The sequence below is a fragment of the Mobiluncus sp. genome, assembly GCF_034180645.1.
Lineage (GTDB): Bacteria > Actinomycetota > Actinomycetes > Actinomycetales > Actinomycetaceae > Mobiluncus.
In genome coordinates this window covers 1-23,333 of record NZ_JAXFNY010000015.1, presented here as the reverse complement: position 1 = coordinate 23,333, position 23,333 = coordinate 1, and the positions used below count along the sequence as shown (strand labels likewise).

The window sequence follows — 23,333 nt, the reverse complement described above, 5'->3', positions numbered from 1 at the left end:
GGGCGCAACAGTGTGTTTCGGGTGCGGCTTTTACGGGTAAAATGTACGTAAAGCGGCACGCGGTCTGACTTTGTCACGTCGCAAAAACCGCCGTCCGTTGTCGGGCGAAGAACTGTAAAACCAGTTAGCCTTAAAAGGTAGAACTCGCAGCTGAGGGAGAGAAGATGTCAGGCATTAAAGTCCTCGTGGTGGACGATTCCGTTGTAGTGCGTAAAATCGTGACAGACGCGCTTAACGCCGACCCTAACCTGGAGGTTGTGGGTACTGCCCCGAACGGCAAACTGGCGCTGATGAAGTGGAAACAGCTGAAGCCCGATGCCATCACTATGGACATCGAAATGCCCGAAATGAACGGCATCGAAGCCGTGCGGGAGCTGCGCAAGATGGGCTGCAAAGACCCCATCATCATGTTCTCCACCTTGACCCAGCGCGGCGCGAGCGCGACTTTGGAAGCCCTGTCTGCCGGTGCTACGGACTACGTGACGAAACCGGCGAACCAGGGTTCCGTCCAGCAATCCATTCAAAGCGTGCGTGAACAGCTGGTTCCCATCATTCTGGGCTTGCTGCCCAGTAAAGTTCGGGCGATGGGGGCCGTGTCCTCCAGTTTGTCCCCCGAGGCTCGGGCCAATATCTCGTCCGTACCGTCCATGTTTGCCGGTCCGCTCAAACTGCACGACCGCACCGGTATGCCCGACAAGCCGATTCGTATCGTCATTCTCGGCTCCTCCACCGGTGGTCCTGAGGCTCTGACCAAGGTCATTTCCGGGCTGAGCCGTCCCATGCCGGTGCCTATGGTCATCACTCAGCACATGCCCCCCGTGTTTACCACCCAGTTGGCGGCCCGTTTGGACAAACTGACTTCCGCAACCGTGCAGGAGGCTTCGGAAGGCATGATGCTGGCTCCGGGCCATATTTATCTGGCACCGGGCAACTTCCATATGACTTTTGCCGGCAACGCCGGGGCTCCGCGCGTGAAGTTGACCCAGACCCAGCCAGTGAACTTTTGCCGTCCTTCCGTGGACGTCATGTTTGAATCCGCGGTGAATCTCTATGGTGGAGACATGTTGGCGGTGGTGCTGACCGGCATGGGCCAGGACGGCAAGAACGGCTGCGGCAAGGTTCTAGAGGCCGGGGGCCGTACCCTGGTCCAGGACGAGCAAACCTCCGTGGTGTGGGGGATGCCGGGGGCGGTAGCCAACGCCGGCTTTGCAGACGAAATTCGTCCACTAGATGAAATCTCGACCCAGATTCAGCGTCACGTCCAGACTTATGCCCCGGAGGCCCGACGATGAGCCTGACCCGCCAAACATTTGATTATGTGGCGGGATTGGTCAAGCAACGCAGCGCTATCCAACTTCCCGCCGGAAAGGAATACCTGGTTGAATCCAGACTCATTCCTTTGGCTCGGGAAGCCGGATTCACCGGGCCTGCCGCGGTGGATAAGTGGATTCAACAGGTTATCGCGACCCACCGGGCTGGTGACCTGCAAGACATCGCCGAGGCTCTGACCACCAACGAGACTTCATTTTTCCGTGATGTCACCCCGTTTAAGGGTTTGACAGAATCCGTAGTTCCCAGCCTGATTGAGGCCGGTCACCGCAACCTCTCGATTTGGTCCGCGGCTTGTTCCACCGGTCAGGAACCCTATTCCATTGCGATGAGCCTGTTAGAGATGGATCAGGCTCCGAATTTTTCCATCGTCGCTACTGATATTTCGCGGGCAGTTTTAACCAAGGCTAGGCAGGGTTTCTATACCCAGCTGGAGGTGAACCGAGGCTTGCCGGCGCCTATGCTGGTGCGCTACTTTGCCCGCGAGGGCGCAAACTGGGTTGTTAGTCCGTCGCTGCGGTCGCGGATTAACTTCCAGGAACACAATCTTTTGTCGCCCCCGCCCAAGGGCGGTCCTTTCCATATCGTGTTTATTCGCAATGTTTTGATTTATTTCGACATCAACACAAAGCGAGAAGTCTTGCGTCGTGTGGCGCATTCTATGGTGCCTGGCGGATATTTGTTCCTAGGCGCGGCAGAAACCACGATGGGGATGGATCCCGTATGGGAGCGCATGACGTTGACAAAAGGTGCGGTATACAAATTGAAAGGGGGCGGGAAATGAAAGCATTAGTCGTTGACGATTCCCGTGCTATGCGCAAAATTATCGGCGGTATCCTGCGCCGTGAAGGCTTTGAAATCCTGGAAGCCGCTGATGGTGAACAGGCCATGGAAGTCTTGCACGACCCCGCCACGGGGCGCGTCGACTTGGCAACAATCGACTGGAATATGCCGGTGATGAACGGGTTGGATTTGGTGGTGAATATCCGCGCGGAAAAGGAACTGCGCAATATCACCCTGATGATGGTAACCACCGAGTCGGAGCACTCACAGATTGTGCGTGCTTTGGCGGCCGGGGCGCACGAGTACCTCATCAAACCTTTTACTCCCGAAGCGGTCAACGAAAAACTCATGCTGTTGGGTTTGGGAACTTGAGGAACTTCAAAGCCCCGCGGGACAGCCGGTGAAACCGAGACCCCGGAGTCTTTCGCCAGTAAGGAACACAAGGAGAAATAATGGATCAGGAAGTTCGGGAAGCGGTGCTGAACATCGCTAACGATGTCTTTTATGCTCTGATTGATAAACACGAAGGCACTGTGACGGAGTGGCTCGATGAAATCGAGCCCTTTCAGAATCCGGTTTATGCCTGGGTGGATTCACAAGGGGATAAGCAGCTGCGCGTCATGCTAGAGATGGAAGATTCCACGGCAAAGGACCTGACCAGGGCCATGTACAGACTGGGTGAAACCGATGAGGTCACCGAGGAAGATCAACAGGACGCTTTTGGGGAAATCGTCAATGTTATTGGTGGAAACATGAAATCTATTGTGGAAGATTCCGGAAACCTGATTCTTCCACAGGTGAGAAAGGAAAAACCGGGAGAACCAGAATCGCCTTTAATTAGCGTAAACCTCTACTGGAAAGGCAAATTCCTGGTAGTCTCAATAAGTGATCTTAATGCCACTCGGGATGCGGCATAAGGGCGAACACGGAGGTAGTCGATGCGTATTATTGTTGCAGACGATTCGCGAGTGATGCGACAGATTGTGGTGCGTACCCTGCGCCAAGCGGGATTTGATTGGGAAGTTATGGAGGCCGAGGATGGCGCCCAGGCTTTGCAGTTGGCGCTATCGGAATCCCCTGATCTGGTTCTTTCTGACTGGAATATGCCGAATATGCTGGGTATTGAGATGCTGCAGCAGCTGCGGGCGACCGGGTCAAAGATTCCGGTCGGGTTTGTGACTTCCGAGGGTTCCCCTCAGATGCGGGAAATCGCACAACAGGCGGGTGCGAACTTCCTGATTCAAAAACCTTTTGATGCCGCCACGTTCAAGTCGATTTTAGGAGCGTTTAACCGATGAGTGCCACCCCTTTGCCTACTGGAAAAGAAATCCGTGACCTGTTTGAAATGCTGTTGGGGCGAACCGTTGAGCTTTCTCCGGACTATGAAATTTTGAAGCCTGATGAGGAATTCGGTTGCTGCGTGGCGTTCTTTAATGATGCTATGGACAACGTGTGCGCCGCCTGCATTATGGATCTGGATTTGTGTGCCTACGCCGGCGCCGCCCTGCAGCTCATTCCCGCTGCCGGGGCGCAAGACGAAATCAACAACGGCACTCTCTCTGACAGCTACATTGAGAATGTCTACGAGATTCTCAACATTTTCTCTGGCCTGTTGAACAAGGACGATGCCCCGCACGTCACCATCGGTTTGATGTATACCCCTGGCGAGGAACTGCCAGCTAACGAGTACAAGATGGTTACCTCCTACGTGGAACGCCGCGATTCCATCCTCGACATCGAAGGCTACGGCAAGGGCCGCTTCGGCGTCATGTGCTTTAACTAGCGGCGTTGTCCTGGGTTTTCCCGGGGTTCACATATTTCACACTATCCCCGGTGCGGAAACTTCAAGGTTTCCCCCGGCACTTAGCCGGGGGAAACCTTTTTTACTGCTCTTAATCGGTGCCCTGCCTGGAATTTTTCTGAAATCCCGGATTTCTGTCCTGTTTGGGAGTGAAACCCCCTTGGTTTTTCGGAATAGTTGTACGAATGACCGATTTCAACCCAGAATCTGGACCATCATAGACTCCCTATTTTCTAAACCTGCGGGTTATGGCGATTCTAGTTCCTGCCGATAGGCTCTGAGCATAGCGAAATCGGTCATTCATGCAAGACGGGCCGGTTTTACGCGAGGGTGGTGGAGGGCCTCGAAGGCGCATATGGGTACTTGCAATCTCTGCGAGATTGCGTCCCCCGGCATGACACGGGTGTTCGTAGGTTCTCTAAGCCACATACTTGCTCAGAGAGTAGAACGGGAGACCACCGCGACCCAGACTTTGTTAGCGCAAGCTCGCTTGCGCTAACAAAGTCCCCGAGGCGGCACAGCGCAGCATTCCAAGTATTTCTGCCACTCAGAGCCCCCGCACGCCACCAAATCCCGCCGGAATCCATGTCTCCGCCAAACCCCCCGAACCCGAACCCGGCCAGAATCCGTGCAGGCCCCAGCCAAATCTCAGCGTTGAGTAGGCCCAGGCACATTCACCGCCACACTGTCCAACAGTTCGTGACCGAAATCGGTGATTAAACAGGGGTACGTGACCATATAGACCAGCAACCCCGATTTAATCACCAAATAACATCAACCCCAGCCCGAACACCGCCGAATCTCGCGGCAAAATCTGGGCCAGACGAGGGCAAGCACAGTGGTTTGAGGGCGCTGGCGCATGTGTGAAAGAATGAACGCATGGCTGATTTTGTAGCTCCAGATTATGTTCCCAGCGACGTTCTCGAGCACCCAGTGACTGAGATTCCAGACATTCCCGGGTGGAAAAAGGCAGCGGCAGGCAAAGTCCGGGAAATCTATATCCCCGAAGACGCCGCCGGAATATCCACCGCAGATCGCTTGATGTTGGTGGCGACCGACCGGATTTCGGCTTATGACTTTATCCTTGATACTCCGATTCCCGGTAAGGGCGCAGTGCTGACGCAACTGTCTCGCTGGTGGTTTAACCAGCTCAATGGCCTGGTTGATACGCACTACTTGGATGTTGACGTGCCGGCAGAAGTGGCGGGACGGGCGATGATTACCCGCCGCCTGGAAATGTATCCGGTCGAATGTGTGGCTCGCGGCTACCTGACCGGTTCTGGACTGGCGGAATATCAACAATCAGGCGCGGTTTGCGGCATTGCTCTGCCGCCGGGGCTGCGTGAGGCCTCGAAACTGTCCGAGCCAATTTTCACCCCCGCAATTAAAGCTGAACTGGGCGAACACGACGAAAATGTTTCCGCTGGCCGCATTGCGCAACTGCACGGCCGAGCGGTAGCCAAGAGCCTGACGGACCTGACCTTGCTGATTTACCGCAAAGCCGCCGAAATCGCAGCTGAACGCGGGATTATCCTGGCTGACACCAAGTTCGAATTCGGGGCGCTGCCCGGACATTACGTCCACGGCGATACCCTCAATGACGCCGCCGCGTCCTTCGTGCTGGGCGACGAAGTCATCACCCCGGATTCTTCCCGCTTCTGGCCCGCCGATGCCTGGGTGGAAGGCCAGGTCACCCCCAGTTTCGACAAGCAGTATGTGCGGGACTGGCTGACAGGTCCCCAGTCCGGGTGGGACCGTCACGGCGATGCCAAACCTCCGGCTCTGCCCCCTGAGGTGGTCCAGCGCACCAGCGAACGCTACTTGGAGGCTTACCGGATTCTGACCGGTGAGCCCCTCATCTAAAACTCTGAAATACTTTCCGGAACCCCGGAAAGTCGGCCCAATACCTATCCAAGGAAAAAAGGAAGAAAAATGGGAAAAATCGTTGTTGAGGTTATGGTGAAACCAGAGATTCTCGACCCGCAGGGCAAAGCCATTAAAGGCTCGCTGTCGCGGCTGGGAATCGACAACTTTGTGGACGTGCGCCAGGGCAAACGTTTCACTTTGGACACCGCTGGTGACGTGACCGAAGCGGACCTTGAGGCGGCTCGCCAGGCCGCGCAAACCCTGCTGTCCAACCCGATTATCGAGGATGTTGTGGCTGTCAAAGCCGTCACGGAGGATCACGCATGAGTGCCAAAGTTGGGGTCGTGACGTTCCCGGGAACCCTCGATGACCAGGACGCACGCCGGGCGGTGCGCTTGGCCGATGCCACGCCGGTGCAGTTATGGCACCAGGACGCGGACTTGCACGGGGTTGATGCCGTAGTCTTGGCGGGCGGGTTTTCGTACGGGGACTATTTGCGTTGCGGCGCGATTGCGCGTTTCGCTCCGGTGATGGAGTCTATCGTCGAAGCTGCCGGTCGGGGTATGCCGGTGTTGGGGATTTGCAACGGGTTTCAGGTGCTGACCGAAGCGCACCTGCTGGACGGGGCCCTGATGCGTAATGAGCATAAAAAGTTCATCTGCCGCGACCAGGTGTTGCGAGTCGAAAACACTCACACGGCTTGGACCAGCGCATTTAGTGCAGGCGAAGAAATCCTTATTCCGCTCAAGAACGGGGAGGGCAATTTCCGGGCCGACCCGCACACTGTGGAGCGCCTCGAAGGCGAGGGCCAGGTCGTGTTCCGCTATGCCGGTCCGCTGGGCAATCCCAACGGTTCGTTGAACGACATTGCCGGGATTACGAACGCAAAAGGTAACGTGGTCGGCTTGATGCCGCACCCGGAGCACGCCGTGGAGTCGGGTTTCGGCCCCACCCCCGGCCAGCAAAATCGGACCGGAACTGACGGTCTTAAGTTCTTTACTTCCGCCATTAGCTCAGTGCTGGGCTAAACGAAAGTCCAAATCGAGGAGTCGTAGCAAAACGCACCGCCCACCCAATCAACTATTAAAGGAAGCCACTCATGACGACTTATGACACTGTTGAAAATGCCCAACAGACCCCCGATGAACCGCAAGATTACCGCGCTTTGGGGCTGAAAGATGATGAATATGCCCACATCAAAGAAATCCTGGGACGCCGACCCACCGCGGCGGAACTGGCGATGTATTCCGTCATGTGGTCCGAACACTGCTCGTATAAATCCTCGAAGAAACACCTGAAGGAACAGTTCGGCGCGAAAACCACCGCAGAAATGAAGGAACACCTTCTGGTCGGTATGGGCCAAAACGCGGGGGTGGTCGACATCGGAGACGGCTACGCGGTGACGTTCAAGGTCGAGTCACACAACCACCCCTCTTTCGTGGAGCCGTATCAGGGCGCTGCCACCGGGGTTGGCGGTATCGTCCGTGACATTATGGCGATGGGCGCGCGCCCGGTGGCAGTCATGGACCAGCTACGTTTTGGGTCAGTAGACCACCCCGACACAGCTCGCGTGGTTCACGGCGTGGTCGCGGGCGTGGGCGGCTACGGCAACTGCCTGGGGCTGCCCAACATCGGCGGCGAAACCGAGTTCGACTCCAGTTATCAAGGAAACCCGCTGGTCAACGCCTTGTGCGTGGGGGTAATGCGGCACGAGGACATTCACCTGGCTAATGCGACCGGCGTGGGTAACCACGTGGTGCTGTTCGGGGCGCGCACCGGCGGGGACGGCATCGGCGGGGCGTCCATCCTCGCGTCTGAGTCTTTCGAGGACGGCATGCCCACGAAGCGTCCCAGCGTCCAGGTCGGCGACCCCTTCATGGAAAAAGTCCTGATTGAGTGCTGTTTGGAACTGTTTGACGCGGGGGTAGTGGAGGCAATTCAGGATCTTGGCGCGGCGGGGATTTCCTGCGCGACTTCCGAGCTGGCCGCCAATGGAGACTCGGGAATGCACGTAGACCTAGAGAAAGTCCTGCTGCGCGACCCGACCTTGACGGCTGGCGAAATCCTCATGAGCGAATCCCAAGAGCGCATGATGGCTATCGTCTCGACCGCCCACCTCAGCGAGTTTGAGGACATTGTCCGCAAGTGGGACGTGGAATACGCCGTGATTGGCACGGTGACCGGGGACGGACGCTTGACCGTGGACCATCACGGCCAACGTATCGTGGACGTGGACCCGAAAACTGTCGCCATTGACTCGCCCGTTTATGACCGTCCTTACGCGAAACCGGCTTGGCAAGACGCACTGAACGCGAACACGGTGCTGGAAGCGATGGCACGTGGCGAGCTGGAGATGCCGGGAGATAACGACCCGGAGAAACTGCGCCAAGAAATCCTCGATGTGTGCGTAACCAACCCGAACGCGGCGGCAAAAAACTGGGTGACCGACCAGTATGACCGCTTCGTACGCGGCAATACCGGCCTTAGCTACCCAGATGATGCCGGGGTCATTCGCGTGGTCGAAGAGACCGGGCGCGGGGTGGCGCTGTCTACGGACGCGAACGGGTGGTACACGAAGCTGGATCCTTACACCGGGGCGCAGCAGGCGCTGGCGGAGGCTTACCGCAACGTGTGCGTGGTCGGAGCGCGTCCGGTGGCGATTACGGATTGCCTGAACTTTGGTAACCCGGAGGACCCGGATGCGATGTGGCAGCTGGTCCAGGCAATGACGGGCTTGGCTGACGGCTGCGTCACCCTGAAAGTGCCGGTGACCGGCGGTAACGTGTCGCTGTATAACTCATCAGGAGACACGATGAGCCAGCCGGATTCTTCCATCAACCCGACCCCGGTGGTGGGGATGCTGGGGTTGATGGATTCGGTGACGCGGGTGGTGCCCGCCGCTTTTGTGGCTGAAGGGCAACAGATTTTGCTGCTCGGTGCCGAAACCACGGCGGAGCTGGACGGTTCGGCTTGGGCGCGGTTCCACGGGCATTTTGGCGGGAAACCGCCGGTGGTGGATTTTGCCGCGGAGCAGGCTTTGGGCGAGGTCTTGATTGCCGGCGCGGATAGTCTGGCTCACCTCGGTGCGCACGACATTTCTAACGGCGGTTTGGCCCAGGCCCTGGTGGAAATGGCGTGCCGTTTCCACATCGGGGCGCGCCTGGATTTGCGCCAGCTGCAAGCCGAAACCGGGTTGGGCGCGACGGCGCTGCTGTTCAGCGAGACTCAGGCGCGAGCCGTGGCTTGCGTCCGTACGGACCGTGTTGACGCGGTGTATCGCGACGCGGCGGCGGCCGGTATCGGCGTGTGGCGGATTGGCGAAAGCGGCGGGTCCGACCTGGCAATAACCCTGCAACAGGGCGAAGTGCGTTTCTCGGCGCTAGAACTGGTTCACGCCAGCAACCAGGTGTTGCCTGACTTGTTCGATTGAGCCTTGCCGGCCAGACTGAGCCCGTGCCGGCCAGTAAAACCGCTTAAGCCTGCATAATTTGCAGCTTTCGCATACAATTACCACGTCAACGGTTGATGCTGACTCTAAGTCCAGAGGAGATAAACGATGGCGATTTTGACGATTGGCGATGAGTTCCCGGAGTACGACTTTCAGGCCGTAGTGGGCGGCGTACTCTCTGAGCTGCCCGTGAACAAGGAAGACGACTACTTTACCCGGGTGCGCTCCGCTGACGTGGAGGAAGGCCAGTGGCGCCTGTTCATCATGTGGCCCAAGGACTTCACCTTTGTGTGCCCCACCGAACTGGCTGGCATCGCCGGAGTGTACGAGGATTTGCAGGAACGCCACTGTGACGTGGTGGCGGTGAACACTGATTCCGAGTACGTCCACCTGGCTTGGCGTTCCAAGGACGAGCTGCTAAAGAACGTGCCGTTCCCGCTGTCCAGCGACCTGACTCACGAATTCGTGAAAGCTGTCGGGGTGTTGAACCGCGAAGGCGTGTGCGACCGGGCGTCGTTCCTGGTCGACCCCGATAATCGGGTGCGTTTCGTTTCGGTTGATGACGGCTCGGTCGGGCGTAACGCTGAGGAACTGGTGCGTCAGCTCGACGCCCTGCAGTCCGGCGGCTTGACCTCTTGCGGGTGGCATCCGGGCGAACCGACCCTCGACGTATTCAAAGCGGCTACGAACCTCGTGTCGCTGTCTATCTGAGTCTGTTTTCATCTTCTCGACCGGGGAACCTCACCAGGTTTCCCGGTCACTTTTTAGGTTTGTGGTGCGCACAAGGTCGGTGGTGGGGGTTTGTCGGGAACGTGTCGCTACATGTCCAAGATGCGGAACGATTCGTTTGCGAAATGAGACCGATGGTATATTTGGCGCGACAAATAAATTAAACAAAGGAGCGTAAACCCATGCATCCTAAACTAGAAAAAGTATTACAAGAAACCGATCATCGTAATCCCGGCGAACCGGAGTTCCTCCAGGCCTTGACTGAGGTGCTAATCTCGCTGGATCCGATTATCGAACGGCACCCCGAATACGCTGATTACGGCCTGTTGGAGCGCCTGACCGAGCCCGAACGCCAGATTATTTTCCGGGTTCCCTGGGTCGACGACCACGGTGAAGTTCAGGTCAACCGTGGCTACCGCGTAGAGTTCAACAGCGCGCTCGGCCCGTACAAGGGCGGCTTGCGCTTCCACAAGTCGGTGAACCGCAACATCATCAAGTTCCTGGGTTTCGAGCAAATCTTTAAGAACGCCTTGACGAACCAGGGTATCGGCGGCGGCAAGGGCGGTTCGGACTTCGACCCGCACGGCAAGTCGGATAACGAAGTCATGCTGTTCTGCCAATCTTTCATGACCGAGCTGTACCGTCACATCGGCGACAAGACTGACGTTCCCGCTGGTGACATCGGTGTGGGTGGTCGCGAGATTGGCTACCTGTTCGGTCAGTACAAGCGTCTGACCGGCGTACACGAGGCCGGCGTTTTGACCGGGAAAGGTTTGGGCTGGGGCGGTTCTCTGGTTCGTACCGAGGCGACCGGTTACGGTCAGGTCATGTTCGCCCGGTTCATGGCTGAGGACCGGGGAGAATCCCTGGAAGGCCGGACCTGTGCGGTTTCCGGTTCGGGCAACGTGGCGATTTACGCCATCGAAAAGGCCCAGCAGCTCGGCGCTAAGCCGGTGACCTGCTCGGATTCTAACGGCTGGGTGTACGACAAGGACGGCATCGACCTGGATTTGCTCAAAGAGATTAAGGAACATCGCCGCGGCCGGGTTTCCGACTATGCCGCGCAGCGTCCCAGCGCGGAGTTCCACGATTCCGGCCGAGTTTGGGCCGTTCCTGTTGACGTGGCTCTGCCCGCCGCGACCCAAAACGAAATCGATGCCAACGATGCGAGGACCTTGGTGAAAAACGGTTGCAAGTATGTGGTGGAGGGCGCGAATATGCCCTCGACTCCCGAGGCGATTGACATCTTCCAGGCTGCGCCCGGCGTTTCCTATGCTCCGGGCAAGGCCGCTAACGCCGGTGGCGTGGGGACTTCCGCTTTCGAGATGGAACAGAACGCCTCGCGTTCCCGCTGGTCTTTCGAGTATGCCGAGGAACGCTTGGAAGCTATGATGCGCGACATTCACACCGACTGCTTGGCGACTGCTGAGGATTACGGCAAGCCCGGCGACTACGTTTACGGCGCGAACATCACCGGTTTCCGCCGTGTCGCTGACGCCATGCTGGCTCACGGCGTCATCTGATCTCCGCAGCTTATACTAAAAAACTGCTCGGTATGCCGTATGGCATACCGAGCAGTTTAAACCGTATTGAATGCTTAAACTTTGAGCCGTTTTTGGCCAGGTTATCCGGGGCAGATTTGATTTATAGGGTGAGATATGCCGGGTAGCTGCCAATAATGGCAGCTACCCGGCATATCTCCCCAGTTAGCCACACCCGCGCGGGTATCGAACGAATTTTCCAGCGTCGGGTTACAGGTTACGCAGTTGCGCCAGGGCGGCCGCGGGGGATAAGTCCGAGGGGAAGTTGAATCCAGCGCGGGGCGACAGCGTCATGCCCTCCCAGATGACCGGCCCATCGACCGAGGTAGAGCGCTTGTACTGCTGGGTCAGGAAGCGGCGGTAAAACACTTCCAGCCATTTCAGGACTTCTTCGCGGGTAAAGTAGCGGCCCTCATTTGACCAGCCGCCCTGGGAGCTGCCCGCGGAACTTTCCGTACCCGTGCTGTCCTGCCCGGTGTCCCCGGCGTCCTGACCCGTACACTCCGCGGGTTTGGTGAACGCCGCCAACGCCAGGAATCCGACCAGGTCCGGTCCAGCTCCCCGCAGCGTGTGATACAGGAAGAAATCGTGCAACAGGTACGGTCCGATAGACCCTTCTGTCGTCTGGTGTTGAGCCGTCCCGCCGCTGTCGTGATCGGGAATCAGCTCCGGGGTGACATCGGTGGCGATAATGGATTCCACCGTGTCCAGCAAGGCCGCGGGGTCAGCGACTAACTCCCGCTCGATGAGCACCTCGGCGGCTTCGCGAATCAAATCGGGCATCATTGACTTGGGCACGCCGCAGTTCACCGAATAGTGGCTCATGTGGTCCCCGACCCCGTAAGTCGTCCATCCCAGCGCACTTTCGGACAAATCCCCGGTTCCCAGCACGAACCCGCGGCGCTGATTGGCCAGCCGGAACAGGTAATCGCTGCGCAACCCGGCTTGCACGTTCTCAAATGTGATGTCATAGACCGCCTCGCCGTGTCCGGCGGGGTGCCCCATCGTTTTCAACATCTCGGTGGCAGTTGGCCGAATGTCGATAAGTTCGCAGCTCACCCCCACTGCGGCGGCAAGTTTTTGGGCGTTGCCTTTCGTGTGTTCCGAAGTGGCGAAGCCGGGCATGGTAAAGGTGAGGATTTCTGGCCCGCAATCGTTGCTTTCGCTGTTCGGCTGTGCCGTTTGCCGCGCCGACTCATGCGCTAAAGCGCTGTCGCGGGCGGCTATTGCAACCAGCAGGGCCAGCGTGGAGTCCAGACCGCCGGAAATTCCCAAGATAATGTTCGCATTCCCCAGCGCACGCAAGCGCCGCACCAGGGCATCGCGCTGTATATCAAAGGCTTCGCGCAGGTCAGCCCGGTAGCGCCGGTTCGTCACGGGAACCAGGGGGCGCTGGGCGGGGGGCTCCAGCAGGGGAATCTCGGTATACAAATCCAGCGCCACTTCAAAGTTTCCGTACCCGGTCAGTTCGGTATAGCCCGGGCCGGTGTAGCGCACCGCCCGAGCCAGTTCGGGCAACACGATGTCGGCCAGGGTCAAACCGGCACTGCTCAGGTGCGTTTCAGCAGCCAGGACCTGACCGTCAGCGGCAATAAATCCGCTGGCACTGTAGGCCCCATCGGTGGAGGATTCACCGTGAGAGCCAATCGTTTGTACGACTGCCAGGTGCAAATCGCGAGAAAGGGCGCGAGCCGCGCGGTGTAGGTGGCGAGTGGAGCCGACCGTGTGTGCCGGTGCGGCCAGGTGGGCGATGACTGTGGCAGAGGGCAAAGAATTCCCCGACATGGCGGCGCCGAAAGAGTTGCGGGTATAAAAACTGACGGGAGCCGGGTTGTCGGCTGCGGCCAGCCGGTTTAGCGAACCGACGACCGGCAAAATATGCAGTCCGGGCAGGTTCGTGGCGGAAAATCCCCAGCTCTGGTCTAAGTCGTCGTGGACCTCTCCGCCCCAGATTGACACCGCTCTCGACACCCCGCCGAGGCGCGCCCCCACGATAGTCACAATCGACAAATCCGCGGTCTGGGTCGCAATCCAGTGCAGCGCCGAAACAGTGGCGTTGGCGACCGCAGTGTTCGCGCCCCAATCCCCGAGAGTGACGCCGGTCAGGCAGTCTTGGGGAAACACTACCAGGGCGGCGTGTTGGGTGGCGGCAGCCCGGGCCAATTCGACGATTTGGCGGGCATTGGCGTGGGGGTCTCCCAGCTGAATCGTAAAAGTCGCGCTGGCTACGCGGGCGATTCCATGAGCATAGATGTTATCCATAAAACCAGTTTAGTCGCCCCGTGCCGCCCGCGGTCTCTCCGCCGATTCGCCAATCCACCAATCCGACCTCGACCGCACGTACTGGCACTCCACCGTTCGACCCGACTGACCCAGATATTGGTGCATACCCCCACTTTGGCCGCGCATTCCGCTTAGAATTAACCCGAAAGGAGTACGTGATGGAACACCTGGTACGCAAAACTGCGATAAAACTGGCTGATGGCCGCGATTTGTTCTACTTTGACGATTCTGAGCCCTATGTGTCCGGGTCGGCGACTCGCCGCAGTGATGACCCGCGTCCGCTCCCGCCTCGGTTTGAGTCGGTGGATGGAACGGCGGTGTCGGGCCCGATTATGCGCCGCGACCCGTTGACGGGGGATTGGATTCCGATGGCGGCTCACCGCATGAACCGCACTTTCCTGCCGCCCGCTGACGCCAATCCGCTGGGTCCGGCGCGTCCGGGCGCGACCTACCAAGACGGGGAGATTCCCGACACCGACTATGACGTGGTGGTTTTTGAAAACCGTTTCCCCTCCCTCATGGAAGTTCCCGGCGTAAACAACGCCGAAACTCACCCGGATGGCCAGGACTTGTTCTGTGAGCGTCCCGCCGACGGACGCTGCGAAGTCGTGTGTTTCGGCCCGGATTTACACACGAACCTAGTTTCGATGGGACCGCACCGAATGCAAACCGTCATTGAGGCCTGGGCGGACCGCACCGCCGCGCTCTCAGCGTTGCCCCAGATCAAACAGGTTTTTGTGTTTGAAAATCACGGCGAGGACATCGGGGTAACCCTGTCGCATCCCCACGGGCAAATCTATGCTTACCCTTACTTGACGCCGAAAACAGCGGCGATGTTGCGCCAGGCCCGCGCCCTGGGGGATAAAACCGGCGACCCCGAGGTGAACCTCATCGCCTCGGTGCGGGACGCAGAAGTCCGGGCTGGGACTCGCGTGGTCGCGGAAAATTCTCACTGGGTGCTCTACGTTCCGGTTGCGGCCCGCTGGCCCATTGAGTTTCACTTGATGCCGCGGCGTATCGTGCCGGATTTTGCGGCTCTGGACGCGGCTCAACGTGAGGCGCTGGCCGACATTTACCTGAAGATGATGATTGTGGCGAACCATTTTCATCGCGAGCCGGCCCGCGGCGAGGACGCTCAGCCAGGGGCGTATCTGCCGGTCAACTACATTTCGGCGTGGCATCAAGCGCCGGTGGCTCCCGCGGACGGTCGCGGCCAGCTGGGCTTGCACTGCGAGTTTTTCTCTTTCTTGCGCGCGCCGGGGAAACTCAAGTACCTGGCGGGTTCCGAATCGGGAATGGGTGCTTGGATTTCTGATACGACCCCGGAACGGATTGCCACCCGCGCCCGTCAGGCGGCCCACGAGTGTATGGAGCTGGACGCTTTTGCGGGCCTGGATTACCCCACGACTTTCCACTAGACCGCCACCCGCGGTACGCGCCCGGCAGGTAAACCAAGTCAACCGCCCTTCACAACTCAATCCCCAAATCCACACCACGAAACGAGGCAAAACATGAGCGACGTCAACCCCGCCAACCCCGCCACTCCGCGTAACGCTCCGGCCATCCCGGACCAATCCCAGCCGCTATTCATGAACCCCTACACGTTGGAACAGGGCCGGACCCGCGCCGCCGGCTTGTTTTGGAAAACGTTTGGCGCCGAGCCGTCCGGCGTGTTTCGCGCCCCGGGGCGGGTCAATGTCATTGGGGAGCACACGGATTACAACGGTGGGGTCGCGCTACCGATGGCCCTGCCCCATGCGACTTATGCCGCGATGCGCCCGCGCCCGGACCGCCGGTTACGCCTCATTTCGGCCCAGTTCGCCCCCGGCAGCGAGGCTCTGGAACTGGACTTGGACGAGTTTTCCCGGGGACTGACGGACGCGATTCCCGAGGACGGTTCGCGCCTGGTCCGCGGCCCGGCGGCTTACGTGGGCGGCACGATTCTGAGTCTGGAGGACGTATTGGAACAGCCGGGGTCGGCTACCGGTTTCGATATTGCGGTGGATTCCTGCGTGCCGCTGGGGTCGGGGCTGTCCTCATCGGCGGCGCTGGAGTGTGCGGTGGCAGTCGGGATTGACGCGCTGTGCGGTTTCGGCTTGGCTGATTCGATTCCGGGCCGCCACCAGCTGGTTGACGCGGGTCGGCGGGCGGAAAACTTTTATGTCGGGGTGCCCACCGGCGGGTTGGATCAGGCGGCGGCGCTGCTGAGCCACCCCAATCAGGTGTTCCTGCTGGATTGCCGGACTTTCGAGACGATAGATTTCCCCTTTGACCTGGCGAGTGCGGGGATGGAGCTGCTGGTCATCGATACGCGGGCGCGTCATGATTTGGCTGACGGCCAATATGCGGCCCGACGCCAGACGTGTGAGATTGCGGCTGCGGCGATGGGCGTGGAGTTTCTGGGTGAGCTGGTGGGTGTGCTGCAGCCTGCAGATTTCGACCGGCCGCTGGAGAACCCCGATATTGCCACGATTTTGCCGCGTTTGTCCAAGCGTCTGGGTGAGGGTGAAGCGGCCGTGGAGGTGTTTCGCCGGGCGCGTCACGTGCTGACGGAAATCGTGCGGACTCGCAACTTTGCTTACGAGTTGATGCGTCCCACGGTGGAGTGGCGCAAACTGGGACGCATGATGAACGAGTCTCACGAGTCTCTGCGGGTCGACTATGAGGTGAGCTGCCCGGAGTTGGATTTGGCGGTCCAAGCGGCGCTGGACGCCGGAGCGCTAGGGGCCCGTATGACGGGCGGAGGTTTCGGCGGTTGCGCCATCGCGCTGGTTCACCTGGATGACGTAGACCGGGTCGCGCGTGATGTGACTGCCGCGTTTAGCCAGGCCTGCTGGGAATCGCCGGCGTTCCTGGTAGGTGAGCCTTCCGCAGCCGCCGGCCAGGTTTAGTTCACGGTAGGGTCGTCACTAGGCCGGTGTGTCACGAGCCCGGGTCGTCACCAGGTCGTGTTCGCATCAGGTCGGTTCGGCGGCTGGGGCGTGTTTCGGTCAGCCCCACCAAAGACTGGGCCCGACCCGGGCTTGGACCCAGCAATACGCAGACAGCAAAAGGCCGGCCACGTAAAGGACCGGCCTCGCGTCTCTAAAGTCTTAGTTCAGCAACAAATTCTCAGCTACAGCGGTACTGACGCTTTGCGCCGCGGTCGCGGCTTGCGGTGCGGCAGTAATCGCGGACTGGGTGCTTTGCGTGGCGGCGCTAGCCTGGTCGGGGGTCATCGCAGGACCGCCGAGTTCATCAAGGCTGCCGGTCAAGGAGTTGAACAGCCCGCCCAGAGCGAACGTTTGCGCCGCGATTTGAATCTTGGCGTGGGACAGCAGCAAATCGGCATGTTCCACGGATTTCATCGAGGCGGCTTTGTCGTCCAGGTTAATGGCATTGATTCCGCGTCCGCCGGTGGCCAGCAGGGAGGCCAGGTCGCGCAAATCCGGGGAGCCGACCGCAACGGTCACGCCCGCGCCGTGTGCGCCGGGAGCAATGGAAAAATCGGTGCCGTCCAGGACAGCTTCGCCCTGGTAGCGCGCCCCGTGCAGGGTTTGATCCAGCTTGGCCAGTCCATCAGCCAGTGCCAAGCGGGCGGAGGGATCGGATTTACCGGCGGCGACGACGCTGTGAATCCACTCCAAGTGCTGCGCGGCGGTGTCCAGGTTTTCGTTGGCGACGCGCAAAACTTCCACCCCGCGCTGGGCGGCTTCTAGCGTCTGGTGGGTCTGGCCAACTTTGGCGGCCAGCGGATTTGCCCGCAAATCCAGGGAATCTACGCGTCTGGGTGCGGCGGCCTCATGTAGAGACTCGGCGTTCCGAGCCGGGGCAGTCCGAGCCGCCTGTTGCAGTGCCAACAGACTGGCATTGGTATTGGTAGTCAGTTGAACAACCATGATGGCCTTCCTTAGCGTCTCATCGTTCCGATAATCCTGGGGACTAGGGGCTTCCTGGGGTTTATTTTGGTGACCAGCCTGGTCGCCAATTCACCACCCATGATAACATCCTGAGAGCAACCTGGGAATAGAGAGTTTTTAATTGTGGGTAAAAAAATTTCTGATGCAGTCGGTCGGGCCGCGGTTTCTGCTTGGATTTCCGGGGTTTACGGCGTCTCCGAAGCCGGGTCTGAGGCGACTGTGCCGCCGCGGCATTCTCAGGATTTGATAGGACAATTGTCAGGTTTGAGTGCTTCCGTGCCCCGGGCCACGGTGGCGACCGCGGTTCGATTTACCCTGCAGCTGTTGGAAGCGCGGGCGCCGGGTCAGGCGGTGGAGGTGCGGGTTCCGCCGTTCGGGGCGGTACAGATTCTGCCGGGGACGACGCATCGGCGCGGGACTCCGCCGGCGGTCGTCGAGATGTCTGCTGAAGTGTGGCTGGCGTTGGCGGTTGGGATTTTGCCCTGGTCAACGGCTATTTCACGAGGGTTGGTGGCGGCTTCGGGGAATCGTGCCGACTTGGGGGAGCTGTTGCCGCTACGAATCTAACCCGCCGCGGGACGACTTGTGAACGTGACGGGGCAGCCGCCCACTTAGGACAGCAACCGCAGGGCGGAAGACGTCGCCGTGTTCGCTTGGGCGGTGAAAGCGGCGACACCGGATTGGGCCAGCTGGGACATCGTGCGGGTGACCAAGTTCTGAGCCAGGGCGGGGGTGCCGCCGATGGTCGCGCTCAACAGCTTGGAGCTGGAGGTCATCGCGTCTACGGTCGAGGCGGTCGCGTCGTTCAAACCGGTGCGGACCTGGGCGACTGCGTTCTGGGCGATGTCTAAACCTTGTGAGATTGCGGGGTTGGCGTTCGGTGCGGCCAGCAGACTGGCGAAGCCCTGCAGCCCCAGGCCTTCGGTGTTGAAACCCTTGCCGTTGGGCAGGGTGGCGTCAATGGTGATGCGGGCGGTATCGCCAACGGTAAAGGTGGCGCGGAACCGTCCGTCCAACGTCTTGTGACCGGCGAAAGATTCGTTGTCAGCCAGGCTATCCAGGCGCTGTGCCAGCAGTCCGAAGGCTTCGGCCAGTTCGGTGCGTCGAGCTCCGGTCAGGGACTGGTTGGACAGTTCCGTCACGATGGTTTTCATGCCGGCCAGTACTTCATCGGCTTTGCCCAAGGATTCATTGACCACGTTGGCTGTGGTGACTGCGGCTTGGGCGGTCTGGGATTTAAAGTTTTCGGTGGCGACTTCCGCCCGAGTGTTGGCGGTGGGGGAAACCTGTACTTCGTCGCCAAAGTCGTCAACCTTGGCTGTATTGGTGTTGACATGAGTGTTTGTGGGGGTAACCGGGGCGGCCTTGGTGGCTCCGCGTAGCGCGCTCAGACCGGCGCTGAGACCCGAGGCGCTCGGGTGTGCGGCGGCGAGTTCTTTGGAGGTTGCGGCATTGTTCCACGGGGTGCTTAGGTTATTAGCCCGGTAACTGCCCAAACCATTTAGCTGCATCTACGACTCCAATATCGATTTGTTCGGCATTCATTAGCTTCGGTGACTTACACCTGACATATTCGGCAGTTTTCGCCGCCGCATTAGAAATATTACGGACCATTTCTGCAGGAAAACGCCATTTCAGGGAATTGTCAGGACAATTGAACTCGGCGTGTCGCCTTGACCTTTACTAACGCTCGTTGTTGGCGGGAAAAATTACCGCCCGGTAAGGGGCAAAAATATTGTAAATTCAAGGAAAACTCGGATTTAATTCAGCATTTTTTCAGGCGTGGGCGCCCGTCTCTCCCTCCCGCTGGTCCTCCTGGTCTGGTGCGAGTGGGGCTATCCGGTCTATCCCTCGCGCGAGGTGGTCATTGCGAGTACAATTTTGTACAGATTCTATAAACTTTATTGACCTTTTCATGGTCAAGTTTCACCGAGGAGTTTGCGATGTCTCAGTCAGCAAAGGGAATGGGAATCAAAGTCAGCGAGGGTGGGCCCTACCTGGTGACCGGCGGGGTGCCGCTGCGAGAAGCGCGGATTCATCCCGATGGGTCGGGCTACACCTGGGATCCGGGTCGCGCCCTGCCTCAGGGCGAAACTTACGCCTTGTGCCGCTGTGGACTGTCGCATGACAAGCCGTTTTGTGACGGTTCGCATCATCAGGCGGACTTCGTGGGGACAGAAACGGCCAATCACCAGCCCTATACCGAACGTATCGACATTGTGGAAGGCCCCCAGCTGCGGATGGGCGACGATGGGCGCTGCGCCTACGCCCGGTTCTGTCACGGGCCCGCCGGGGACGCCTGGACGCAGGTCGCCACGGCGCAAACTCCGGCTCAGGTGGCGGCGGCCGCCAAGGTCATTGACGAATGCCCGGCGGGCCGTTTGACGCGCCTGGACGCGCAGGGCAACGTGCTGGAACCGGACTTGGAGCCGCTGGTGGTCGTCGTCCAAGACCCCCAAAATGAGTGTTCTGCCGGAATCTACGTCCAGGGCGGGATTCCGCTGACGGACGCGAACGGGGAAACTTACCCGGTGCAAAATCGCTACGTGCTGTGCCGCTGTGACGACTCCAAGAACACCCCGTTTTGTGATGCCAGCCACGTGAATATCGGCTTCGATGACGGGCATATCAACGGCTGACCCCGGGCGTGCGGCATTTGTCCTGTCATTTGCACAATTGAAATGGGGCTGTTCACATTTCGCCCGCCGCGCCTTACACTAAATTTTGCGGTGTGATTTCGGGAATAATCGAGATTCGCCCCGTGCGAGGGCAAGGAATGTTCCTCGGTGATGGGTTGACGCGAGGTGTCTGACCCTTCAAAAAGACCCCAAGGATGGTGGGAGCGATGACCGCGTTAATTGTGGATAGATACTCCGTCGCCATGTCGCCAGGCATGTCAGCGGCGGTTTTTTCTGCGCCCGACACCGATGATTTTGCTGAGCCTTTTCAGAATCGGTCTGCTGGTACGTACTCGTCCGGCACTGAGTCCCGCGCTGATGCGCCTTTGTTACTGGGGGAGTCCTCCGATGCGGATTTTTCCCTCGACTCTCTGCCTGGATTTTCCCGTTCCGGTGCGCCCGGTTCGCCCGGTGCGTCCGGTTCGCCTCGCGCGTCCGGCGCAGCTGGTTCGCTCGGCGCGGATTCTGTTTTCGGTGCGTCCAAGTCTGCGGCGGGGGTCTACTCGCGTTACGCCGTGCTGGTCCCACTGGGGGGCGCGCCGCGTGCCAACGTTAGCCGCGGGGGAGCTCCGCGCAGCATTGCTACCAACGTGATGGCTCTTAATGCTTACCGCTATAACGTGAACGCGGAACAGATCTTGCACCAATCTCTGCAACGTCTGTCCTCGGGTAAACGCATTAATTCGGCCGCCGATGATGCTTCCGGCTTGGCGCTGGTTCAGGGTCTGAAAACCCAGGTCCTCGGCAACCGTCAGGCGATTAAGAACGCTCAAGACGGGATTTCCCTGACCCAGACAGCAGAAGGCGTGCTGTCAACGGTTCACGATATGCTCCAGCGGATGCGGGGGCTCGCGGTTCAGGGCGCTAACGACACGTATTCCGTGTCCGCCCGGGTGCAAATCGGCTCTGAGATGGACGCTATCCGCGTGGAAATCGGGCGAATCGGCCAGGCCACCGAGGCGATGGGACGCCAGATTTTGGGTGGAAAATATGTCCAGCCCGCCGATGCGCTGCGTTTCCAGGTTGGCGCGAACGCCTCGGATGCGGAAGTCATCGCCATCACCTTTGTTGATGTCACTGACATCGCCCAGAATCAGATTGGCCACATTCCCCAGGACGCCAACCATGAGGCATTCCAGCGCTCTATCGAGAATATAGATACTCAGATTCAGGTCATTTCCGGGGCTCGCGCCACGCTGGGAGCCTTGATGAATCGCTTTGAACACACGATTAATAACTTGAACGTCTCGGTGGAAAATCTCTGCGCCGCCCAAAGCCGCATGCAGGATGCGGATCTGGCGGCCGAGTCCGTGAACATTATGCGGGGCCGGATCCTGAGCCAGTCTTCCCGCGCGGTATTGTCCCAGGCGCTGTCCGCTCCCCGCGGAGTTCTGTCGTTGCTGAGCGCTGCCTAGCCCCGAATCGGGGTGTTTCCCCGGTTTGTCCTGCCCCAGACAAACGAACGACGTGAGTTTATCGGGGAATTTTCCTTGATTGTGCAAACAATTGCAGTAAAATTAAATATCGGAAATGAATTTCCTAAAGTTTCTTGTCTGCCATCCGATTGAATGGTTTGTCGGACAGGAAGTCTGACGCAAGGCAACCAGGACGGTAAATTGCCGACTGGTCTAATCAGGAGGATTTTAAAATGGCTTTGTCTATCAATCAGAACATCATGGCTATGAACAGCTACCGCAACTTGAGCTTGACCCAGTCCACTCTGGGCAAGTCCTTGGAAAAGCTGTCTTCTGGCTTCCGGATTAACCGGGCTGCCGATGACTCGTCCGGCTTGGCGATTTCTGAGGGCTTGCGCGCTCAGGTTCGTGGCAACAAGCAGGCTGTTAAGAACGCTCAGGATGGTATCTCGGTGGTTCAGACCGCTGAAGGTGCCCTGAATGAGGTTCACGACATGCTCCAGCGTCTGCGTGAGCTGGCTGTCAAGGGTGCTAACGACACCAATGATGATAAGGCTCGTGCTTACGTTGAGCAGGAAATGGCTCAGCTGAAGGAAGAGATTTACCGCGTTGGCACGTCCACCAACTTCGATGGTCGCAAGCTGCTGTGGGACGGCAAGGAAATCAAGGATAACACCACTGTTGGTGAAGGTAAGCCTGAAATCACGGCAGACACTGTTCAGGACAAGTGGTGGACTGCTGCCAAGGGTGCAGGTGGCGCTGGTAAAGGCGGCATCATGCAGTTCCAGGTTGGTGCAAATGGTGCGTCCCGCGTGGATGACATTGATGTCCAACTCGCCGACCTCGCCACGATTTTGAAGGATGCTGGACTCAAGGCTTACAGCCGTGACGGCAAGCCTGAAAATGACGCTGCTGGTCAAGCAACTGGCGCAAAGCCGGTTTTGACCACCCACGCCCTGTTCCAGGCGGAACTCGGCTCCATCGATAAGGCGATTGCGGCTGTGTCCAAGCTGCGTTCTGATTTCGGCTCGGTTCAGAACCGTTTCGAGCACACCATCAACAACCTGAATGTGGCGGTTGAGAACCTGTCCGCTTCCGAGTCTCGTATCCGCGATACGGATATGGCCGAGGAAATGATGCAGTTCACTCGCAGCCAGATTCTGCAGCAGGCTGGCACTTCCATGCTGGCCCAAGCCAACCAGGTTCCCCAGACCGTTCTGTCCCTGCTCCGCTAAGCGCTATGACAGACAGGCTGGCTGTAACCCGGCTCTAGCTTATTGGGAACCCCCGCTCTCGCGGGGGTTCCCCCATTTAACCCACCCACTAACTCCCCGACCCGTGCCCGCCGATTTGGTCGCGGGGTCTTGCTCCGCCGCCCGCAACAACCTCATGGCCGTCCGGGTTATCCGAGGAATTTAGGGGCTGTTTGTTGCCGGGTATCGGGGCTTGCGTGGATTATAGGGGGAGAATAGCCGGGTAGCTGCCAAAAATGGCAGCTAACCGGCGATTCTCCCTAGTTATTTACAAACAAGGCAACAATACCCAAAATTTCCGGGGCAGT

21 protein-coding genes are annotated in these 23,333 nt (G+C 59.0%); 18 read left to right on the top strand and 3 right to left on the bottom strand.

Going from position 1 to position 23,333, the window contains the following annotated elements:
- Positions 1-164: 164 nt before the first annotated feature.
- From SPI05_RS06345 to gdhA, 12 genes are all read left to right on the top strand, one after another.
- Positions 165-1,292: a chemotaxis response regulator protein-glutamate methylesterase gene (locus tag SPI05_RS06345; protein ID WP_321077165.1), complete on the top strand. Its 1,128-nt coding sequence runs from the start codon at positions 165-167 to the stop codon at positions 1,290-1,292.
- The gene (locus SPI05_RS06340; RefSeq protein ID WP_321077164.1) at positions 1,289-2,113 is read left to right on the top strand and encodes a protein-glutamate O-methyltransferase CheR; all 825 of its coding nucleotides are present in this window, start codon (positions 1,289-1,291) and stop codon (positions 2,111-2,113) included. Before SPI05_RS06345 ends, SPI05_RS06340 begins: the two co-directional genes overlap by 4 nt.
- Positions 2,110-2,484 carry a response regulator gene (locus SPI05_RS06335; RefSeq protein WP_282920911.1) on the top strand — a complete coding sequence of 125 codons (375 nt, stop codon included), beginning with the start codon at positions 2,110-2,112 and terminating at the stop codon, positions 2,482-2,484. The genes SPI05_RS06340 and SPI05_RS06335 overlap by 4 nt, the downstream gene beginning before the upstream one ends.
- 80 nt (positions 2,485-2,564) lie before the next feature.
- Positions 2,565-3,029 (top strand): chemotaxis protein CheX, encoded by a 465-nt coding sequence (locus tag SPI05_RS06330; protein WP_321077162.1) that lies wholly within the window; start codon positions 2,565-2,567, stop codon positions 3,027-3,029.
- Between the two features lie 21 nt (positions 3,030-3,050).
- The gene (locus tag SPI05_RS06325) at positions 3,051-3,410 is read left to right on the top strand and encodes a response regulator (RefSeq protein ID WP_004007547.1); all 360 of its coding nucleotides are present in this window, start codon (positions 3,051-3,053) and stop codon (positions 3,408-3,410) included.
- A complete protein-coding gene (locus SPI05_RS06320) occupies positions 3,407-3,895 on the top strand; it encodes a hypothetical protein (RefSeq protein WP_321077160.1) in 489 nt (162 codons plus the stop codon). Before SPI05_RS06325 ends, SPI05_RS06320 begins: the two co-directional genes overlap by 4 nt.
- 897 nt (positions 3,896-4,792) lie before the next feature.
- Complete coding sequence (locus SPI05_RS06315; protein WP_321077158.1) at positions 4,793-5,776, top strand: phosphoribosylaminoimidazolesuccinocarboxamide synthase; 984 nt, start codon at positions 4,793-4,795, stop codon at positions 5,774-5,776.
- Between the two features lie 69 nt (positions 5,777-5,845).
- Positions 5,846-6,106 (top strand): phosphoribosylformylglycinamidine synthase subunit PurS, encoded by a 261-nt coding sequence (gene purS / locus SPI05_RS06310; protein ID WP_282920915.1) that lies wholly within the window; start codon positions 5,846-5,848, stop codon positions 6,104-6,106.
- Positions 6,103-6,807, top strand: coding sequence for a phosphoribosylformylglycinamidine synthase subunit PurQ (gene purQ, locus SPI05_RS06305; RefSeq protein WP_321077156.1), 705 nt, complete (start codon positions 6,103-6,105; stop codon positions 6,805-6,807). Before purS ends, purQ begins: the two co-directional genes overlap by 4 nt.
- A gap of 71 nt (positions 6,808-6,878) precedes the next feature.
- Entirely contained in the window at positions 6,879-9,209 is a 2,331-nt protein-coding gene (purL, locus tag SPI05_RS06300; protein WP_321077154.1) for a phosphoribosylformylglycinamidine synthase subunit PurL, read from the top strand.
- A 126-nt stretch (positions 9,210-9,335) separates the two neighbouring features.
- Positions 9,336-9,938 carry a peroxiredoxin gene (locus SPI05_RS06295; protein WP_321077153.1) on the top strand — a complete coding sequence of 201 codons (603 nt, stop codon included), beginning with the start codon at positions 9,336-9,338 and terminating at the stop codon, positions 9,936-9,938.
- A 200-nt stretch (positions 9,939-10,138) separates the two neighbouring features.
- A complete protein-coding gene (gdhA, locus tag SPI05_RS06290; RefSeq protein WP_321077152.1) occupies positions 10,139-11,479 on the top strand; it encodes an NADP-specific glutamate dehydrogenase in 1,341 nt (446 codons plus the stop codon).
- A gap of 228 nt (positions 11,480-11,707) precedes the next feature.
- Here gdhA and SPI05_RS06285 read toward each other — a convergent pair whose 3' ends face one another.
- Positions 11,708-13,759 (bottom strand): NAD(+) synthase, encoded by a 2,052-nt coding sequence (locus SPI05_RS06285; protein WP_321077151.1) that lies wholly within the window; start codon positions 13,757-13,759, stop codon positions 11,708-11,710.
- Positions 13,760-13,938: 179 nt separating this feature from the next.
- Between SPI05_RS06285 and galT the strand changes: the two genes are divergently transcribed.
- A complete protein-coding gene (gene galT / locus SPI05_RS06280; RefSeq protein ID WP_321077150.1) occupies positions 13,939-15,198 on the top strand; it encodes a galactose-1-phosphate uridylyltransferase in 1,260 nt (419 codons plus the stop codon).
- A 93-nt stretch (positions 15,199-15,291) separates the two neighbouring features.
- Positions 15,292-16,671: a galactokinase gene (galK, locus tag SPI05_RS06275; RefSeq protein WP_321077148.1), complete on the top strand. Its 1,380-nt coding sequence runs from the start codon at positions 15,292-15,294 to the stop codon at positions 16,669-16,671.
- A gap of 201 nt (positions 16,672-16,872) precedes the next feature.
- Here the strand turns inward: galK and SPI05_RS06270 are convergent, their stop codons facing one another.
- The gene (locus tag SPI05_RS06270) at positions 16,873-17,658 is read right to left on the bottom strand and encodes a hypothetical protein (protein ID WP_321077147.1); all 786 of its coding nucleotides are present in this window, start codon (positions 17,656-17,658) and stop codon (positions 16,873-16,875) included.
- A 264-nt stretch (positions 17,659-17,922) separates the two neighbouring features.
- On the opposite strand from SPI05_RS06270, the gene SPI05_RS06265 reads away from it, so the two are divergent.
- Entirely contained in the window at positions 17,923-18,246 is a 324-nt protein-coding gene (locus tag SPI05_RS06265) for a sterol carrier family protein (RefSeq protein WP_414601975.1), read from the top strand.
- A gap of 44 nt (positions 18,247-18,290) precedes the next feature.
- On the opposite strand, the gene SPI05_RS06260 is transcribed toward SPI05_RS06265, so the two are convergent.
- The gene (locus SPI05_RS06260; RefSeq protein WP_321077144.1) at positions 18,291-19,190 is read right to left on the bottom strand and encodes a hypothetical protein; all 900 of its coding nucleotides are present in this window, start codon (positions 19,188-19,190) and stop codon (positions 18,291-18,293) included.
- 432 nt (positions 19,191-19,622) lie between these two features.
- On the opposite strand from SPI05_RS06260, the gene SPI05_RS06255 reads away from it, so the two are divergent.
- The 3 genes from SPI05_RS06255 (at position 19,623) to SPI05_RS06245 (ending at position 23,007) form a co-directional block, all read left to right on the top strand.
- Positions 19,623-20,318, top strand: coding sequence for a CDGSH iron-sulfur domain-containing protein (locus SPI05_RS06255; protein ID WP_321077143.1), 696 nt, complete (start codon positions 19,623-19,625; stop codon positions 20,316-20,318).
- A 194-nt stretch (positions 20,319-20,512) separates the two neighbouring features.
- Entirely contained in the window at positions 20,513-21,772 is a 1,260-nt protein-coding gene (locus tag SPI05_RS06250; RefSeq protein WP_414601973.1) for a flagellin, read from the top strand.
- 233 nt (positions 21,773-22,005) lie between these two features.
- Positions 22,006-23,007, top strand: a complete 1,002-nt coding sequence (locus SPI05_RS06245; protein WP_321077139.1) for a flagellin — start codon at positions 22,006-22,008, stop codon at positions 23,005-23,007.
- The last annotated feature ends 326 nt before the right edge of the window (positions 23,008-23,333 follow it).

Bases quoted from the DNA above. Each gene is read 5' to 3' on its own strand.
- purQ (WP_321077156.1), top strand. From the start codon at position 6,103: ATGAGTGCCAAAGTTGGGGTCGTGACGTTCCCGGGAACCCTCGATGAC.
- SPI05_RS06255 (WP_321077143.1), top strand. From the start codon at position 19,623: ATGTCTCAGTCAGCAAAGGGAATGGGAATCAAAGTCAGCGAGGGTGGG.
- SPI05_RS06325 (WP_004007547.1), top strand. From the start codon at position 3,051: ATGCGTATTATTGTTGCAGACGATTCGCGAGTGATGCGACAGATTGTG.
- galK (WP_321077148.1), top strand. From the start codon at position 15,292: ATGAGCGACGTCAACCCCGCCAACCCCGCCACTCCGCGTAACGCTCCG.
- SPI05_RS06340 (WP_321077164.1), top strand. From the start codon at position 1,289: ATGAGCCTGACCCGCCAAACATTTGATTATGTGGCGGGATTGGTCAAG.
- purL (WP_321077154.1), top strand. From the start codon at position 6,879: ATGACGACTTATGACACTGTTGAAAATGCCCAACAGACCCCCGATGAA.
- SPI05_RS06345 (WP_321077165.1), top strand. From the start codon at position 165: ATGTCAGGCATTAAAGTCCTCGTGGTGGACGATTCCGTTGTAGTGCGT.
- SPI05_RS06260 (WP_321077144.1), bottom strand. From the start codon at position 19,190: ATGCAGCTAAATGGTTTGGGCAGTTACCGGGCTAATAACCTAAGCACC.
- SPI05_RS06245 (WP_321077139.1), top strand. From the start codon at position 22,006: ATGGCTTTGTCTATCAATCAGAACATCATGGCTATGAACAGCTACCGC.
- SPI05_RS06335 (WP_282920911.1), top strand. From the start codon at position 2,110: ATGAAAGCATTAGTCGTTGACGATTCCCGTGCTATGCGCAAAATTATC.
- SPI05_RS06270 (WP_321077147.1), bottom strand. From the start codon at position 17,658: ATGGTTGTTCAACTGACTACCAATACCAATGCCAGTCTGTTGGCACTG.
- gdhA (WP_321077152.1), top strand. From the start codon at position 10,139: ATGCATCCTAAACTAGAAAAAGTATTACAAGAAACCGATCATCGTAAT.
- SPI05_RS06330 (WP_321077162.1), top strand. From the start codon at position 2,565: ATGGATCAGGAAGTTCGGGAAGCGGTGCTGAACATCGCTAACGATGTC.
- galT (WP_321077150.1), top strand. From the start codon at position 13,939: ATGGAACACCTGGTACGCAAAACTGCGATAAAACTGGCTGATGGCCGC.
- SPI05_RS06295 (WP_321077153.1), top strand. From the start codon at position 9,336: ATGGCGATTTTGACGATTGGCGATGAGTTCCCGGAGTACGACTTTCAG.
- SPI05_RS06285 (WP_321077151.1), bottom strand. From the start codon at position 13,759: ATGGATAACATCTATGCTCATGGAATCGCCCGCGTAGCCAGCGCGACT.
- SPI05_RS06250 (WP_414601973.1), top strand. From the start codon at position 20,513: ATGGTGGGAGCGATGACCGCGTTAATTGTGGATAGATACTCCGTCGCC.
- SPI05_RS06320 (WP_321077160.1), top strand. From the start codon at position 3,407: ATGAGTGCCACCCCTTTGCCTACTGGAAAAGAAATCCGTGACCTGTTT.
- SPI05_RS06315 (WP_321077158.1), top strand. From the start codon at position 4,793: ATGGCTGATTTTGTAGCTCCAGATTATGTTCCCAGCGACGTTCTCGAG.
- purS (WP_282920915.1), top strand. From the start codon at position 5,846: ATGGGAAAAATCGTTGTTGAGGTTATGGTGAAACCAGAGATTCTCGAC.